The sequence below is a fragment of the uncultured Maribacter sp. genome, assembly GCF_963974015.1.
In the GTDB taxonomy this organism is placed as follows: Bacteria; Bacteroidota; Bacteroidia; order Flavobacteriales; family Flavobacteriaceae; genus Maribacter.
Genome location: NZ_CAXBBZ010000008.1, coordinates 15,580 through 30,552, shown reverse-complemented (window position 1 = coordinate 30,552; position 14,973 = coordinate 15,580). Strand labels below are relative to the sequence as shown.

Annotated in this window: 14 protein-coding genes; 8 read left to right on the top strand and 6 right to left on the bottom strand. The window is 36.8% G+C overall.

Annotation, left to right across the window (positions count from 1 at the left end):
• Position 1: 1 nt before the first annotated feature.
• The 5 genes from AACZ41_RS11925 to AACZ41_RS11905 all read right to left on the bottom strand — a co-directional run bounded on the left by AACZ41_RS11925 (position 2) and on the right by AACZ41_RS11905 (position 8,554).
• Positions 2 to 2,398 (bottom strand): multicopper oxidase domain-containing protein, encoded by a 2,397-nt coding sequence (locus tag AACZ41_RS11925; RefSeq protein ID WP_339628705.1) that lies wholly within the window; start codon positions 2,396 to 2,398, stop codon positions 2 to 4.
• A gap of 72 nt (positions 2,399 to 2,470) precedes the next feature.
• Complete coding sequence (locus tag AACZ41_RS11920) at positions 2,471 to 3,037, bottom strand: AraC family transcriptional regulator (protein ID WP_339628704.1); 567 nt, start codon at positions 3,035 to 3,037, stop codon at positions 2,471 to 2,473.
• A 2-nt stretch (positions 3,038 to 3,039) separates the two neighbouring features.
• Positions 3,040 to 4,257: a TolC family protein gene (locus AACZ41_RS11915; RefSeq protein WP_339628702.1), complete on the bottom strand. Its 1,218-nt coding sequence runs from the start codon at positions 4,255 to 4,257 to the stop codon at positions 3,040 to 3,042.
• Positions 4,254 to 8,015: an efflux RND transporter permease subunit gene (locus AACZ41_RS11910; RefSeq protein WP_339628701.1), complete on the bottom strand. Its 3,762-nt coding sequence runs from the start codon at positions 8,013 to 8,015 to the stop codon at positions 4,254 to 4,256. The genes AACZ41_RS11915 and AACZ41_RS11910 overlap by 4 nt, the downstream gene beginning before the upstream one ends.
• Positions 8,016 to 8,134: 119 nt before the next feature.
• Positions 8,135 to 8,554: a hypothetical protein gene (locus AACZ41_RS11905; RefSeq protein WP_339628700.1), complete on the bottom strand. Its 420-nt coding sequence runs from the start codon at positions 8,552 to 8,554 to the stop codon at positions 8,135 to 8,137.
• A gap of 519 nt (positions 8,555 to 9,073) precedes the next feature.
• Between AACZ41_RS11905 and AACZ41_RS11900 the strand changes: the two genes are divergently transcribed.
• From AACZ41_RS11900 to AACZ41_RS11865, 8 genes are all read left to right on the top strand, one after another.
• Positions 9,074 to 9,787, top strand: a complete 714-nt coding sequence (locus AACZ41_RS11900; RefSeq protein ID WP_339628699.1) for a hypothetical protein — start codon at positions 9,074 to 9,076, stop codon at positions 9,785 to 9,787.
• A 146-nt stretch (positions 9,788 to 9,933) separates the two neighbouring features.
• A complete protein-coding gene (locus AACZ41_RS11895; protein ID WP_339628698.1) occupies positions 9,934 to 10,221 on the top strand; it encodes a helix-turn-helix domain-containing protein in 288 nt (95 codons plus the stop codon).
• Between the two features lie 274 nt (positions 10,222 to 10,495).
• Positions 10,496 to 10,792 (top strand): mobilization protein MbpA, encoded by a 297-nt coding sequence (mbpA, locus tag AACZ41_RS11890; RefSeq protein ID WP_339628697.1) that lies wholly within the window; start codon positions 10,496 to 10,498, stop codon positions 10,790 to 10,792.
• Between the two features lie 5 nt (positions 10,793 to 10,797).
• Positions 10,798 to 11,658, top strand: coding sequence for a relaxase/mobilization nuclease domain-containing protein (locus tag AACZ41_RS11885; RefSeq protein ID WP_339628695.1), 861 nt, complete (start codon positions 10,798 to 10,800; stop codon positions 11,656 to 11,658).
• Positions 11,659 to 11,662: 4 nt separating this feature from the next.
• Positions 11,663 to 12,118, top strand: a complete 456-nt coding sequence (locus AACZ41_RS11880) for a DUF6730 family protein (RefSeq protein WP_339628694.1) — start codon at positions 11,663 to 11,665, stop codon at positions 12,116 to 12,118.
• A 192-nt stretch (positions 12,119 to 12,310) separates the two neighbouring features.
• A complete protein-coding gene (locus tag AACZ41_RS11875) occupies positions 12,311 to 12,607 on the top strand; it encodes a type II toxin-antitoxin system HigB family toxin (RefSeq protein WP_339628693.1) in 297 nt (98 codons plus the stop codon).
• A gap of 4 nt (positions 12,608 to 12,611) precedes the next feature.
• On the top strand, positions 12,612 to 12,971 hold the full coding sequence (locus AACZ41_RS11870; protein ID WP_339628692.1) for a helix-turn-helix domain-containing protein: 360 nt from the start codon (positions 12,612 to 12,614) through the stop codon (positions 12,969 to 12,971).
• 11 nt (positions 12,972 to 12,982) lie between these two features.
• Positions 12,983 to 13,132: a hypothetical protein gene (locus tag AACZ41_RS11865; protein WP_339628690.1), complete on the top strand. Its 150-nt coding sequence runs from the start codon at positions 12,983 to 12,985 to the stop codon at positions 13,130 to 13,132.
• 251 nt (positions 13,133 to 13,383) lie between these two features.
• On the opposite strand, the gene AACZ41_RS11860 is transcribed toward AACZ41_RS11865, so the two are convergent.
• On the bottom strand, positions 13,384 to 14,895 hold the full coding sequence (locus AACZ41_RS11860; protein ID WP_339628789.1) for an arylsulfatase: 1,512 nt from the start codon (positions 14,893 to 14,895) through the stop codon (positions 13,384 to 13,386).
• Positions 14,896 to 14,973 lie beyond the last annotated feature (78 nt).

Genomic DNA, 14,973 nt, shown 5'->3' with positions numbered 1-14,973 from the left:
ATTAAAATCGAATTAAAAGTCCGCCTCCCCAGCCATACTTATTATTATAGTTTCCTTGTATAGAAAAATTACGTGAAAGGATGTATGAGAGACCAACTAGCCATTGGGTTTCTCCTTGATAAGAATTATTATTATCCAATTCATTTACCCATCCAAAATCAGCTCTATACTCATATTCGCCTTCCAGAAAAATTCTAGGAAAAATCAATAGTTCTCTGTCAAGGCGTATTCTTGGACGCAGTTGATGATCCATACTCACATCTACATTAAATCTATAAGGGGTAAAATATTTAACACCAACCAATCCTACCGTATTGAATGTATCATAAGAATCTGGTGTTGAAGATTCGGTATTTATCCCTGCATAAACACGTACCCAATCATTCAGATATCGATTATAATTCACTTCTATTTCGGCATTTTGATTGTAGTCAAATTCAGCACGAAAACTATATTCGTTTCTGATATTGCTCGAGGTTAAAAAAAGTTCATTAAAATTTGAACTTGCACGAGCCAATCCCCAAGAGAAATAATGGTCTGTTTCATCTACAAGTTTTTGAACTGGAAAATTAGCCATCCTTTCATCTCTTGGTGTATCATAACTAAACACCCTTGCCATACCACCCATCATATGGTACAAAATGTGACAATGAAAGAACCAATCGCCATACTCTTCATTATAAAATTCGATGACCACTTTTTGCATAGGTGGTACATTCACGGTATGTTTTAGTGGTGAACGCTCCCCATTTTCGTTAATAACTCTAAAGTAGTGGCCGTGCAAATGCATAGGGTGGTGCATCATGGTTAGGTTATTCAAAGTAATTCTTGTTACTTCTCCACCTTTTATTTTAATCTTATCGGTTTCTGACAAAGGCACTCCATTCATACTCCAGATATAGCGCTGCATATTCCCAGTCAGGTTGAGCAAGATTTCATTTACTGGCAAATCTGCCTTATAAGTGGTGTTTTCCTTAGCCTTTAAAAAATCATAATTGAAATAAGTTTTACGCGTAGCATAATCAAATGAAATTGTGTCTTTTTGCATCATGGGCATATCGTGATTCATGTTAGTTGATGCTCCATTATAGTTCATTGGCATCGAGTCCTTTTTCATTTGCATCGCATTGCCCATATTCATATTGCCATCATTCATCGACTGTTTCTTATCCATCGTCATATTCATTTTCTCTTTCACCGGCATCTTATTGGGCATTTTCATACTCATCTGTCCATCTTTCATATCCATCTTCATTCCGTATTTCTGCATTAATACTTCTGGAGTATTTTTCTGTTGATTTCCAACAAGCGCAGGCGCACCCATCTTCATATCCATTGATGCCATTTGCTTCATCATTGCAACTTTATCTGGTCTGTCTATAATGTTTGCTGGATAAAGTTTTCCACTTCCCAAATGAATTGATGTGTTTCCAGAGCCATCTTGGGCTGTAGCGGTAACTTCTAGAGTCCCTACTGGTAGGGTTACAATAACATCATAGGTCTCGGCAATTGCAAAAAGAAATCGATTTTTATTCACAGGTGTAACATCAACACCATCACTTGAAACTACCATTGGGTTACCTCCTCCAAAATCTATCCAATAATAGGATGATGCAGATGCATTGATAAAACGAAGCCTTACTTTTTCGCCGGGTATAAATTCTGGATATTTTGCAAGGTTTTTACCATTGGACAAAAACGCAGGATAATAGATGTCTGCAATGTCTGCACCTTCCATTCTATCACGCCAAAACTTAAATTGCGCACCCAACGCTCCTTCTTTTAAAACTCTACTTAATGGTACTGCCGTACCTTTTTTAACTTGATACCATTCGTTTCCTCTTTTAAGGTTACGTAATACATTCATTGGTTTTTCATTAGTCCAATCAGAAAGAACTACGACTAAATCCTTATCATATTCCAATGTTCTTTCTTTTGGTTGAATGACTATGGAACCATAAACTCCTTTTTGCTCTTGGAGCATAGTATGCGAATGATACCAATACGTACCTGATTGGTTGATAGGAATTCTATACTGAAATGTAGTGCCAGGTTTTATTGGTGGTGTGGTTAAATATGGAACGCCATCGTAAAAGTTAGGAAGTATTAAACCGTGCCAATGTACTGAGGTTTCTTCATCCATTTTATTGGTAACATTAATGATAGCAAGGTCACCTTCTGTAAGCTCTATTGTAGGTCCTGGAATACTGCCATTTATAGTCATTGCGTTGGCGGTTACACCACCTAGGGTTATTTCATTTTTTTCTATGGTAAGATTATACTCCTTAACAGGTCGTCCCTCTTCTTTTCTGTCCTCACCATTTGTTCCGACTTGAGCAAATATGAATGAGGTAAATAATAATAGAAGTATTGTGTTAAGTGTTTTCTTTGTCTTCATTTTAAGTTTTATCTATGATTTATAAAATTAGTACTGATTATCAACAACTTGTTTTATAATTATGGATGATATTTATAAAATTCCGTCTAATGGTCTCCTAAAGTTTCTGTTATTCGCCTTATAATTTGACAAACTCATACCCGTCTCCGTTTTAAATTGATTGCTTAAATGTGTCAAACTACTATAACCTAACAATTGTCCAATCTCAGTAAAGTTTTGTTTATTAGTTTGAACTAATTCTTTTGCCTTTTCAATTTTTAGCTTGATAAAGTATTTCTCAATGGTGATATGTTCGTTGAGTGAGAACAACTTGCTTATTTTCGAATAGTCGATATTTAGTTTTTCTTCAAGATAAGTTGACAGATTTCGCTGCATATTTAGAGGAAGTTCTTTCAACAGTTTTATCAATTCGATTTTTATCTGTTCCACTAATTGTTTTTCAGGACTTTTAATAAGGGAAAAGCCATTGTCTTCGAGAATAGGTATCAATACATTCTTTTCTAAGGCATCATCGATATCTAGTTTCAACCTGCCCAATTCTATTTCAAGCAACACTATATTTTTATCGCCCAGTTCGTCACTAATGACTTTAATACATCGGTCACAGACCATATTTTTTACATAATAATTCTTGACCATAATTAGTTGATTAAGTAATTGATTATAGCCGATTGCACGTAATACATTTTGACTGACTCAATCTGGTTGGTCTGAAATTTTAATTGTAATTCCTGAATATCAAGTACATCATTAAAATCGATGGTTCCCGTCTCGTAATTTTTGATAAGAATTTCTTCGGCATTGTCTGCCTGCTTCAAGTTTTTCTCTTGTGTTTTGTATTTAATCCTAGCTTGATTGCGTTGTGATATCGCTCTCGCGAAAGCGGACACTAAAACATTCAATCGATTTTCTTTTTGAGCATTGATTTCTAACTGTTTAAGTTCGTTTTGCTTGCTTCTCGAATCGTATTTATTATTGAAAATTGGAATTGAGGCCGAAACCATCGGCATTAGAATATCTTTTCCGTTATCACTAAAATTCATATCGGGACGGTCAGATACTGGCAAATAATCCAGTCCAAAACCAATCATAGGATTGCTTTCAGCTTGATTCAGTAATTCTGATTGTGCTATGGATTCATAGAGTTTGTCATATTTAAGCAACTCTGGATTAAGCGATAAGTTATTTTCATCGTAAAAGATGTCTTCGCTGGGCAACATCAATGCTTCGAGAATGGTTATACTAGTATTTCCATCTCTATTCAGCAACTTGTTGAAAGCGGTTTGCTCTCCCAAATAGGTTTCCTCTAGCACCTCTTTTTGTTGCTGCAATTCGTTTTGTCTAATCTGTAATCGCAACACATCTACTGCGGAAGCTTTGCCAACTTCCACCGAGGTTAATGCTAGTTTTTCATAGGTTTTTAGTAGCTCTATATTCTCGTCAAGCACTTTTTGTCTTGCCTTAATTGTATATAAGCTGTAGTACGATTGAGATACGGAAAGTGCTACTTTACTCTTGGCGATAACGATTTCTACATATTCGGCATCCGCTATTGAACTTGCGTAGTTTTCTCTAGCTGTGATGGTGCCAAACCAAGGCAACATTTGTTTTGCTGAAAAACGTGCTCGTTGAGCTCCCGTTCTAGTTTCTGGCTCGCTTACAAAATAGCCAGCGCTAAATTCGGTATTCGGAAGCCAATTAGCTTCGTTCACTTTTTCTTCAGCAATGTTATGGCGAAGATTGTAGGCTTGTATCTCTGGGCTGTTACTTTCAGCTTCCTGTATAAAGGATTGCAATTGTTGCGCTTTCGCGAAAGCCGATACAAGCAAAATGCAGATTGTCAATTTTATATTTTTCATTTGCTTGCTCTTTTTAGTTTAAATTCTTCTCTCCAACTATATAGTACAGGAACAATAAAATAGGATGTAACGTCGATGACCATTCCGCCAAAAATTGGGATGGCCATAGGTATCATAATATCGCTACCTTTTCCTGTGGATGTCAGTACTGGTAGCAATGCTAGAATTGTGGTTACTGTGGTCATTAAACACGGACGTATTCTTTTACCTGCTGCACTCAGAGCTGTGAGCCTAATTTCCTTTTTGTTGATTGGTTTTTCACGGTCAAAAGATTGTGTGAGGTAGGTTGCCATTACAACGCCATCATCCGTAGCAATACCAAATAGAGCAATGAACCCAACCCAAACAGCGACACTCAAATTAATGGTTTTCATATTGAAAAGGTCTCGCATATTTTCCCCGAAAAAGCTGAAGTTGAAGAACCAATCTTGACCATATAACCATATCATAATAAAACCACCTGCAAAGGCAACTGTGATTCCTGTAAACACCATAAGCGAGGTTGAAACCGATTTGAACTGGAAGTACAGTATCAGGAAAATGATAACTAAAGCCAAAGGCACAACAACCGAAAGTGTTTTCTCGGCTCGTAACTGATTTTCATACGTACCCGTAAATTGATAGCTGATTCCTTTTGGAACACTTAGTTCTCCCGTATCTATTTTTTCTTTGATTAAAGCCTGTGTATTTTCAACCACCTCTACTTCGGCAAATCCATCGAGTTTATCGAATAGTACATAGCCTATAAGGAATGTATCTTCACTTTTAATCACTTGTGGACCTTGCTCGTAACGTATCTCTACTAACTCGCCTAAGGGAACTGGACTGCCTTTTTCAACCGGAACATAAATCTTTTTCAGGTCATCCGGATTGGCTCGTAATTCTCTTGGATAGCGTACACGCACTCCATAACGCTCTCGACCTTCCACCGTTTGGGTAAGTTGCATACCGCCCACAGCTACTTGAAGTATTTCTTGAACATCCATAATCGAAATCCCATATCGGGCTAATTGTTCACGCTTGATATCAATTAACAGATAAGGTTTACCCACTATTCGGTCGGCAAATACGGCTTGCTCTTTAACACCTTCCGCTTGCTTTAAAATAGTTTCAAGGGCTAAGCCAAAGGCTTCGATTTGTTTCAAATCTTGACCTTTTACCTTGATTCCCATTGGTGCACGCATACCCGTTTGTAGCATCACTAATCGAGTTTCGATAGGTTGCAGTTTTGGTGCGGACGTAACTCCAGGTAGCTTCGTTACTTTTACAATTTCATTCCAGATATCGTCAGGACTATTAATGTCGGGTCGCCAATTTCTAAAAAACTCTCCGTCATCATCTTCAACTAATAGCTCCCGATGAACGTAGAACGGGTCTTTTAGTTGTGAAGCATCATAATTTAAATTTTTCGTGTCTATTTCAGAATTTGGGTTAATGGTAAGCTTACCATCTTTCAACACAAAAAGGCCATCATCATTAACTTGATAGCGTTGCTTTTTTCCATTTGCATTGTGCATATATTCAGATTTGTACTGAATCATATTTTCATACATTGATAAAGGGGCTGGGTCGAGTGCAGATTCTGTTCTACCGGATTTTCCAACCACCGTTTCTATTTCTGGAATGGTGGCAACCGCCATATCCAATTGCTGTAGCACTCTTTTATTTTCTTCAACACCAGCGTGTGGAAGTGATGTAGGCATCAAAAGAAATGAACCTTCGTTTAGCGATGGCATAAATTCCTTTCCTGTGTTGTTCATTATCCACGCACCAGAAATCAGTACCGTGGCGGGAATGATTAGAAACAATAGTTTGTTTGCCAATGCCCAAGTTAAAATCTGGTCGTAGTATTTTCTTAGAACAGAGAATATTCCTAAAACCCCAAAGCAAATAACTGCAACAAAAATTAAGTTGATAAAGACACTTCTATCGAAACCTAACGGTCTCCAATACGCTGCGAGTAGGAAAACAATCGCAGTCGATGATATGATGATGTTTATTAGGTTGACTTTCTTTTTATCAAGAATGTCCCTTAAATTTAAGAGTCCGGTTATCCCAAAAGCAATTAAGACAATCCCTAGCCAATAGCCTGAAATCATAGCGATTGTTCCCAGTACTAAAAGCGAGATTTGAAGTACATAGTTAAAGGAAGATTTTATATTTTTCTTTCTGAAGAGATATGCCGCTAATGGCGGAATTATAAATAAAGCGATAACCAATGATGCTGAAAGTGCCATCGTTTTGGTAAAAGCTAGTGGACGGAATAGTTTTCCCTCAGCACCGACCATAGTAAATACAGGTACAAAACTTATAATCGTTGTTAAAACAGCCGTTAATATTGCTCCAGAAACTTCAGCGGTAGCATTGTAGATAATTTCATTTGAAGTGTATTCTTTTCCACTTTCGCTAAAGCGTAATTCTGAATCATCCATATGCCGTATCATATTTTCGGCTAGTATGACACCTACATCTACCATTGTACCAATAGCAATAGCAATACCTGAAAGTGCAACAATATTTGCATCAACATTGAATAGCTTCATTGTGATAAAAACCATTAATACGGCAACAGGTAATAATCCAGATATTAGGATGGAAGCCCTTAAATTGAAGACCATTATAATGATGACCAAAATGGTTATCAAGATTTCCAGCGTTAATGCTTCGTTAAGGGTATCTAGTGTTTCTTCAATAAGTTCTGTACGGTCATAGAATGGAACTACGGTCAATTGAGAAGTGCGACCATCAGCCAATACTTTTGAAGGTAGTCCACCTTTAAGTTCATCAATCTTCGCTTTTACATTATTGATGACTTCCATAGGATTTGCACCATAACGAGCTACAACCACACCGCCAACCACTTCGGCACCTTCTTTGTCAAGAATACCACGTCTCGTTGCTGGTCCGAGTGTAACATTTGCTATATCCTTAATCCGTAGCGACGTGAAATTTTCAGAAGAGACTACGGCATTTTCCAAATCGGATATAGATTTCACATAACCCAAACCACGTACCAAATACTCAGCTTGATTGATTTCCAACGTCTGTGCACCAATATCTTGATTGCTTTCTTTTACAGCTTGTACAACTTGGCCAAGATTGATATTGTACTGACGCATTTTTTCTGGGTCAACATCTACCTGATATTCTTGAACAAATCCACCAATGGAAGCAACTTCTGAAACACCACTTGCACCAGACAAGGCATATTTCACATAGTAATCTTGAATACTGCGTAATTCCTGCAAATCCCAACCTCCAGTGACATTACCTTTTTCATCACGACCTTCTAAGGTGTACCAATATATTTGTCCTAATCCCGTGGCATCTGGACCCAAAGCAGGATTCACCCCTTGGGGTAACAAATTAGCAGGAAGTGAATTGAGTTTTTCCAGAATACGACTTCGTGACCAGTAGAATTCGATGTCTTCTTCAAAAATGATATAAATACTAGAAAAGCCAAACATCGATGAACTACGAATAGTTTTTACACCAGGAATACCTAACAAGGAAGTTGTTAACGGATAGGTAATTTGGTCTTCAATATCTTGCGGCGAACGTCCATCCCATTTAGTAAATACGATTTGTTGGTTCTCGCCAATATCCGGAATAGCGTCAACCGCTACAGGATTAGAAGGCAGAAAACCCGTATCCCAACCAAATGGTGCATTTACGATACCCCAACCTACAAACAGGACTAACATTAGAACTGCAACGAGCTTGTTCTCGATAAGAAATTTGATAGCTTTATTAAGCATATAGTTTGATAATTAAACATTTATGAATGTTTTGGAATTCTGAAATACAGAAAAGCAAATACAACAAATTGAGCCCTGGTCGATAGTTATCGAAGGGCGAATCACGAATGTTTAATAAATCAAATTAAGAAGGTCTGGTGCAAGACTTGCACATCCCGTTTGACAAACGGCGGTGGATAATCTTTATATGAAACTTCTTTAGATGCAATTGCTTCAAAAAGATTGATGTACGAATAAACAAATGATGCAACAAAAACTTGTTGGTCAAATGTGAGTGTAGTGAAGTTATTTTTTAAATCTTCTTGTCCTTCAACGATGATTTGCTCATCTGAACAACAAGATTTCTTTTTCATTTCTGGATTTTCACAAGTTGATGCTACCTGCTCTTTTTCCATTCCACAAGTTTCTGCCTTATGAAAGAAAGAGTAATCTACCATAGTATCTCCACAATAATGCATATCCACTGAAAATGACATTGTGGATAATAACACGATTAGTGCCATTGCTGAAGATACTATTTTGCGAAAAGTCTCTTTCATTTGTAACACAAATGTACAAAATTTAAAGACCGGTTTTCTGCATTAAAGAAAGTTTGGTTAACTCAATCGAAAGAATCGGAATATTTTAGAATCGTCAAAATATGGTTATTAAAATAAGCTCAATGCTTTTTAGTGCTACAAAATCAGGCTTTGTAAAAACATATCGTCGATGAACCCATACCTGCGGAAGTCAGGCAAACCTTCCTCTCCAACCCTCTCCTATCGCACACTCTACGCCGGTGCGCCAGTAAAGTCTTTCCGTTCCAGTTTTCCCAGACATCCTCAGAGCCGCACGAAAGCACAAGCGGCGAAAAGGCCGCTTGACCTTTCCTCCCCCTACCCACAAATAGTTGTAGTAAACTAAATGGAATCTTCAATGACTTTTCAAATTGTCTTCAATACCTCGCAATGAAATATCTCGATAATAATTAATCATCTACAATATCGCTTCTACCCCAAAAAACCATCAGTATATCTATGATTCATGTTATTACCCTCATAAAATAGTAACTTAGAAGTATGCCTGATTTCATTAAATATCTACTATTGGCATCTTTCGCATATGTTTATGTGCGATTGCTAATTCCGTATGTCGGTTTCTTTGCTCGTTATATGTTCAATGAATCTACACTATGGGATAAATACATTGAAAAACCAAGATTGGTTTTTTATGGCATTGGACTCCTATTGATGCATTCAAGTTATTCGGCTATACTGGAATATTCGGAACCATTACGAGGGTTTTTCTTTTATGCCAATTGCCTTATGTTTATGGGTGGTATTGCAATGAGCCAGATAACTTGGTCAAAAAGATTTAAAAAAGTCTTTATCCCAAAAATTCAGGAGAAACTAAAAAAGAAGAACAACTTTAGCCTCTCAGCCACAAACGACCAATTGAAAGAACTATACCGTGGACTGGTTAACTACGATATGATTATTATCGAGCAAACGGATAAAGATGATTTTATCAGGGTTTTTAAAGAAGATTGGTATACCCACAAATCTAAAATATATTTCAAACTTGATGCCCCAAGTTGTCGAGAATTCTACGAATTGTTTAAAGTTGCTTTCCCGAAAAACACGATGAGTGTCATTGACTTTTTCAAAAGGTCGGACACTATCCGAAGGGAAGATGGTAAACCTTATAAATACTCTACGGTAAAAGATGCCAAATCAAGAACTCCCATTTCTAAAAAAAGTGAAGAACTCAAAACCATCTTTTCTCGCCTTTAATTTCGTTTGCTTGCATTTTTCCTAATTCCGCGTGCATTGCATGAATTGCACACATTTCCCTTTACTTCCTATGCTAGTTTAGCACCAGAATTCTATTAATAAGAACAAAAGCTTTTGTCTCTTGTTTAATCCAAAATTAGAAAGAAATGGACTATCTGGAATTAGAAGAACGGCTCGACCGTATCGAACGCTTATTGGTGGCAAATAAAGAAGTACTCACATTTGAGGAAGCTTGCGAATACACGAGTATATCAAGGAGCTACCTCTATAAGTTAACGGCAGCAAGGGAAATCCCCCACTCCAAACCCAACGGTAAAATGTTGTTTTTTGAAAAGGCAAAACTGAATATTTGGTTGCTGCAAAATCGTAGAAAATCAAAAGCTGAAATTGAGAAAGAAGCGTTGGAATACACCTTTAAAAATAAACAGGTTTAGATTAGTAAATGACTTTCTAAATCATAATGTAATACTCTTCAAAACTAAATATTTTGATGAAAATACGTGATTAAATTTTTATGGATAGGGAGAAGTAAGAAAGATGAAAACAGTACTGATAATTACATCTGAGTAAGAATTCAAGATGTGTCATTGTCATGACAAATCTTGCTTTTGCTCCCGAAGGTCGCAAAAGGATAGGAACTGGTAATTGAATTTTCGATGTGTGATTTAGCAAAAAGTATTTTGATGAATAAAGATTTTAAAACCTAAATTGAAAAAGGAGTTTATACAATTTCGATGTTCTATTTATGAAAAGAAGCTCTTAAAAATAAAGGCAAAAAAGAGCGGACTTTCCATAAGTGAATATTGTCGTCGTGCCGCTTTTGGCCATAGGATTGTTGAACGGTTTTCCGATGAACAAATCAATGTTTACAAATTACTGGTTCAGTATCAGGTCAATTTTAAACGTATTGGAAATATGTACAAAAAACGGAATCCAAAATTATCAGAAGAGGTGGTACAGTTGGCTAATGAAATACGGAAACATCTTTACAATTTTAAGAAATGATAGGAATGGGAAAATCCATATCGCATACAGGTGCTTCTATGGGTTATGGTTGGGATGAGGAAAAGGAGGCCAAAGTAGTTTATCGAGAACATCTGGCGGGCGACAATCCTAAAGAGATTACCGAAGAGTTTAAAATAATTCAATCACAGAACCAAAGATGTAAAAAGAACACTATGAGTTTTGTGCTGAGTCCCACCATAAAAGACGGACAAGAATTGAAGGACAAACAACTTACAGAAATCACACAACGGTTCGTAAAGGAAATGAAACTACAAGAACTACAGGCGATTGCATTTGTGCATCGGAATAAAAATCATTTGCACATTCATTTATACGTGAACCGTATCGGTTTTGATGGCAAGGCTTATAAAGACAACTTTATAGGTAAAAGAAGCCAACAAGCCGCAGAAAAAGTGGCACAGCAAATGGGATTGACAACAGTTCGGGAGGTGCAGCAAGAAAGGTTGAATCAAATTCAAAACGTGCGACAAGAACTAAGACAAATTCACGAAAAGGTTCTAACCGAAATGAAACCCAAAGATTTTGACCAGTATATACGGTACATGAAACAAAAAGATATTGAAGTTATTCCAAGCATCAACAAAGCAAATCAGTTGCAAGGCTTTCGCATTGCATACAAAGGTCAAAATCTAAAGGGAAGTGAAGTACACCGCTCCATGTCCATGGGAAGAATCGCTGAACACATTGATTTTGCTAAAATCGCTTCCCAAAAGATAGTGAAGGATAATAGCTTAGAATTGTTAGGCAAGACTGTTGGGATATCGCCGAACATCGCAGCCACAATTGCTAAAAGGGTTATTAAAATAGGTTTTAAGAAAACAATTGGTTTGGGAATGGAAATTTAAGATTATGGCAAAGTTAGATGAAATAGCAGAATTACTGACGGAAGAAATCAAAGGCTTCGAAAACTCGGTCAATCGAATGGAAGAATTGAAAACCTTTTTAATGACCTATAAAGTACAAACAGATACCTCGGATATCGACTTTATTTTAAAACGATATAATGACCATCAAAAGAAAGCCATTGAAGACCAACATAAGCTAATGGCAAATGTGGTCTACTACATTAAAAAATCCATTACATTTCCGAAATGGGCGATTAAGCTATTCTGGGGGCTATTGGTTTGCATCATTTTAGTTCTGGGCTTCTCTGTTTATAAAGTTTCCCAAATCTCAAATCTAGAGCAAACAGCTTATGGGCAGGGAGAAGAAAAAGCAGTTGCACATTTTAGAGCATTCTTTGAGGCCAGCCCAAAGGCAAGCGAGCTTTATCAAGAATGGCGCGAACCCAAAAGCAAAAAGTAAGATGCGCCCTATCCGGTTTTTGCTTAACGCTTATCTGCCGGAACACTACAAAAACCGGACAGGATCCACGCGCAAAGTTTTTGGGTAAGATTTGGGAGGGTCCAAGATCAAATTATTCCATTTTATGGAAACATATTACCATATATGTTATTTTTTAATTATCTTTACGTTCTAATAAACACCATCCGTCAAGTGCACGTCATATCATTTAAAAAATTAAGTGAGTATTTTTCGAAAGAAACCAATGCGCAGACTGCTTTGCGAGATTGGTATAAAACAACTAAGAAAGCAGAATGGGAAAATTTTGGGGATTTAAGAAACACTTTCAATTCAGCCGATAGTGTCGGCAATGACAGATTTGTATTTAATATAAAAGGAAACCATTATAGAATCGTGGCCATAGTCCTTTTCCAAGTAGGCAGGGTTTATATAAGGTGGGTAGGAAACCATAAAGATTACAATAGAATTAAAAATATCGATACATTATAATATTATGAAAACAGCAACTCATACAGCATACGTTAAAGCCAATCTTCGGTTAGAAGAACTTCTTAAAGTGGTAAGCAATGATACTCCTGAAGATTCTCCGCAAATGATAGAACTTTTGGAGGTAAGCGACATCATCGAACAGTACGAAGAAATCCATTTTCCCATCGGTTTACCAACCTTACAGGAAATGATTGAGCTACGTATGTTTGAAATGGGGCTAAAGCGAAAAGATTTGGCTGCACTATTAAATACAAGTGCCTCAAGAATTAGCGATTATTTGAACGGAAAAAGGGAAATCACCTTGAATGTTGCTAAAGCTTTACATCAAAAATTAAATATTGATAGCGATATTATACTGCAATAGATTCTAAAACAATGGAAGATAGAAAAGCTGCAAATACTGAAAAAAAGGCACTTCAAAAACTAAGAGAAGAAATTGAAAAAGGCTGGACTAGTGGAGTTAGCAAACGTTCTGTAAAGGATATTATAGCATCGAAACAGCGTACTCAAAACAATATCAAATAATGATGGAAATCATTATCCTACCAAAAGAAAGCAAAAGTGTTCACCTATTTTCCACCTCGAACGCCCCTACCCCTATGAATACGGGGAAAAGAAAATACTGTATCGGGAAGTAGCAAATTACAAAATAACGCTTACTACTTAAACCTAATAAAAGATAGAATATAAATGGATTTTTAAATTTATAAATCCTTTGGTCTATGGGTACGTCAAATTAATCTTTACTAAAAAGCATCCAACTTTCCACTCAACAATTATTTCAATTCTAAAGTTTCTGTATTAGAATTCACAGTTCCTCTTATGGTTTTATAAATTTTAATCATCTCAAGTAATTTTTCAGGTTCTGTATTGGCAAGATTTGTAGTTTGCCCAATATCATCGGAAAGATTATAAAGTTGGTAATTTAAACTATTCCCCAATTCTATATTAACCTGTTCGGCTATAGGAGCGCCTTTATATGGCGGAATAAACATCCAATCATTAGAGCGTAATGCCGTTCTTGAGGTAGCTTCCAGCATTAGATTTTCCCTACCGATATTCTTTTTGCCTAAAAAGACATCCATGAAATTTTCACTGTCCTCACCCTTATAATCATCACCTACTAATGATGCTATAGAACTTAAAAAATCTAATTGTGAAACTAATGCTTCACTAATCTTTGGCGTTATAGTTCCCTTCCAGTAGGTAGCAAAAGGCACCCTTGTCCCAGCTTCAAAAAGACTGTATTTACCACCTCTTAAAGGTCCCGATGGTGTGTGATTTCCAATTTTCTCTACGGCATCATCGTAGTATCCGTCATTTAATACCGGACCATTATCACTTGTAAAAATGATTAGTGTATTTTTTAGAAGACCTTGTTCCTCTAACGTAGCATAAAGTTGACCAATACACCAATCCGCTTCTAAAATTACGTCACCTCTTGGCCCCATTCCAGACTTCCCGAAAAACTCTGGTGCTGGCGTTCGTGGCACATGAGGCTGTTGTAAAGCATAATATAAAAAGAAGGGCTGGTCTTTATTGGTGGTTACAAAATTTTTGGCCTTTTCTAAAAATTGTGGCGCCATTTCCTCATCTATCCATTTGGCTGAATCTCCACCTTTCATAAAACCTATACGGGGAATACCATTTACAATTGTATTGTTATGCCCATGATGCCAATTCATCCTTAAAAGTTCAGGACTGTCCTTACCAGTTGGTTGTCCATCATAATTTTCATCATAATTAACTTCAATTGAGTCATTGGGATCAAGATTCTCAACTCTCCCATTCTGAATATATACTGTGGGTACACGATCCTGTGTAGCAGCCATAATATAGCTGTAGTCAAATCCTACTTCATTAGGGCCGGGTGTTATATGACCGTTCCAATCTACTTGACCATTACCTAGGCCTAAATGCCACTTACCAACAATACCTGTTTTGTAGCCATTTTGCTTTAATAATTTAGCTACCGTCATCTGGGTCGTGTCTATTAATAACGGGGCAGTACCCGGAAGGATTTTAGCATTTTTGTTCCTCCAAGGATAGACACCTGTTAGAAGAGCATATCTGCTTGGAGTGCAAGTAGCAGACGATGCATATCCATTAGTAAACTTTATTCCTTCATTTACCAGTTTATCCATATTTGGAGTGCTAATTTCAGTAGCACCGTAGGAACTCAAATCACCATAGCCTAAATCATCCGCGTAGATTATAATGATATTTGGTCTTTTCATTTCTAATGATGCCCCTTCCTTTTTATCTGTTTTTTTACAACCTATTACCATAACTAAAAGTATCAGTAGTATAGGAGTTACGAAAAATCTAAAATGCAAACATATTCGCTTCATATCTTTATATAAGTA

Coding starts and splice junctions, on each gene's coding strand:
- AACZ41_RS11925 (WP_339628705.1), bottom strand. CDS start 2,398: ATGAAGACAAAGAAAACACTTAACACAATACTTCTATTATTATTTACC.
- AACZ41_RS11920 (WP_339628704.1), bottom strand. CDS start 3,037: ATGGTCAAGAATTATTATGTAAAAAATATGGTCTGTGACCGATGTATT.
- AACZ41_RS11915 (WP_339628702.1), bottom strand. CDS start 4,257: ATGAAAAATATAAAATTGACAATCTGCATTTTGCTTGTATCGGCTTTC.
- AACZ41_RS11910 (WP_339628701.1), bottom strand. CDS start 8,015: ATGCTTAATAAAGCTATCAAATTTCTTATCGAGAACAAGCTCGTTGCA.
- AACZ41_RS11905 (WP_339628700.1), bottom strand. CDS start 8,554: ATGAAAGAGACTTTTCGCAAAATAGTATCTTCAGCAATGGCACTAATC.
- AACZ41_RS11900 (WP_339628699.1), top strand. CDS start 9,074: ATGCCTGATTTCATTAAATATCTACTATTGGCATCTTTCGCATATGTT.
- AACZ41_RS11895 (WP_339628698.1), top strand. CDS start 9,934: ATGGACTATCTGGAATTAGAAGAACGGCTCGACCGTATCGAACGCTTA.
- AACZ41_RS11885 (WP_339628695.1), top strand. CDS start 10,798: ATGGGAAAATCCATATCGCATACAGGTGCTTCTATGGGTTATGGTTGG.
- AACZ41_RS11880 (WP_339628694.1), top strand. CDS start 11,663: ATGGCAAAGTTAGATGAAATAGCAGAATTACTGACGGAAGAAATCAAA.
- AACZ41_RS11870 (WP_339628692.1), top strand. CDS start 12,612: ATGAAAACAGCAACTCATACAGCATACGTTAAAGCCAATCTTCGGTTA.
- AACZ41_RS11865 (WP_339628690.1), top strand. CDS start 12,983: ATGGAAGATAGAAAAGCTGCAAATACTGAAAAAAAGGCACTTCAAAAA.
- AACZ41_RS11860 (WP_339628789.1), bottom strand. CDS start 14,895: ATGGTAATAGGTTGTAAAAAAACAGATAAAAAGGAAGGGGCATCATTA.